Source organism: Dactylosporangium siamense, assembly GCF_016862795.1.
Classification (GTDB): domain Bacteria; phylum Actinomycetota; class Actinomycetes; order Mycobacteriales; family Micromonosporaceae; genus Dactylosporangium; species Dactylosporangium siamense.
Genome location: NZ_BONQ01000259.1, coordinates 1 through 1,653, shown reverse-complemented (window position 1 = coordinate 1,653; position 1,653 = coordinate 1). Strand labels below are relative to the sequence as shown.

Here is a 1,653-nt window from a genome sequence, read left to right as displayed (position 1 = left end):
AAGCGCAGCGTGGCGGATCAGTCGATCCGGGTGGATGTGGATCTGCTGGACAAGTTGATGAATCTGGTCGGGGAGTTGGTGCTGACCCGGAATCAGTTGATCCGGGCGATCGGGTCGGTGGCGGATCCGGGGATGACGCGGACGGGTCAGCGGTTGAATCTCATCACTTCTGAGTTGCAGGAGTCGGTGATGAAGACCCGGATGCAGGCGATCGATCATCTGTGGTCGAAGTTGCCGCGGGTGGTGCGGGATCTGTCCTCGACGTTCGGTAAGCAGATCCGCCTGGCGCAGGAGGGGAAGGAGACCGAGCTGGACCGGTCGCTCCTCGAGGCGGTGAAGGATCCGTTGACGCACCTGGTCCGCAACGCGGTCGATCACGGTATCGAGAGTCCCGAGGAGCGGGTGGCGGCGGGGAAGAATCCTGAGGGCACGTTGACGTTGCGGGCGTACCACGAGGGTGGGCACGTGATCGTGGAGGTGCGTGACGACGGGTCGGGGATCGATCCGGACAAGATCGCGCGGATCGCGGTGGAGAAGGGTCTGGTGTCGCGGGATCAGTTGGCGACGATGGATCGTCGGGAGATTCTGGCGTTGGTGTTCCGGCCGGGGTTCTCGACCGCGAAGGCGGTCACGAACGTGTCCGGTCGTGGTGTGGGTATGGATGTGGTGAAGACCAACATCGAGCGGATCGGTGGTGCGGTCGATGTCGACTCGGTGGTGGGTCAGGGCACGACGTGGCGGCTGACGATTCCGTTGACCCTGGCGATCATTCAGGCGTTGACGATCGAGTGCGGTGACGAGCGGTACGTGATCCCGCAGGTCGCCGTGCACGAACTGGTGTATCTGGACGGGCAGTCGGGGCGGGTCGTCGAACACGCCATGGACGCCCCCGTCTACCGGCTGCGCGGCAAGCTCCTGCCGCTCGTCTACCTCGACGACATCCTCGGCCTCGCCCGCGACGGCGAACACGACAAGGACGTCTACGTCGCCGTGCTGCAGGCCGAGGGCAAACGCTTCGGGCTGGTCGTGGACCGGGTCCTCAACACCGAAGAGGTCGTCGTCAAGCCGCTCACCTCACGGTTCAAGGACATCGGCACCTACGCCGGCGCGACCCTGCTCGGCGACGGCCGGGTCGCCCTCATCCTCGACGTCGCGTCCCTCGCCCGGCGCGCCCACCTCGCCGCCGGCGCGGAACGGGCCGACGGCGACACCACCGTCCGCCGCAGCGGCGGCAACGGCGACCGGCTCCTCATCGCCGGCGTCGGCGACCGCCGCGTCGCCATCCCGCTGGACATGGTCACCCGGCTGGAGGAGTTCCCGGTCGAGCGGATCGAACGCACCGGCAGCCGCGAAGTGGTGCAGTACCGCGACCAGATCCTGCCGGTGCTGCGCCTGTCCCACCTGCTCGGCGCGTACGAGACCGAATCCGGGCCGACGGTCCCGGTCGTCGTCTACACCGAGAACGGCAGGTCCGTGGCCCTCGCCGTGGAGAAGATCCTCGACATCGTCGAAGAGGGCCTGGACGACTCCCGCCGGGACTTCGGCGACGACGGGCTGCTCGGCTCGGCCGTCATCCAGCAGCGGGTCACCGAGCTCCTCGACGTGCGCCGCGCCATCCTCGCCGCCGACCCCCTCTTCCACACCAAGATCGAC

1 protein-coding gene and 1 pseudogene are annotated in these 1,653 nt (G+C 67.3%); both read left to right on the top strand.

Features of this window, described 5'->3' with window-relative positions; genetic code table 11:
* Positions 1-57 precede the first annotated feature (57 nt).
* Positions 58-138 (top strand): annotated as a pseudogene (locus Dsi01nite_RS58215) (hypothetical protein); the annotation flags it as partial.
* A 63-nt stretch (positions 139-201) separates the two neighbouring features.
* Positions 202-1,653 (top strand): chemotaxis protein CheW (locus Dsi01nite_RS56815; RefSeq protein WP_239137324.1); only part of this gene is annotated, 1,452 nt, incomplete at its 3' end.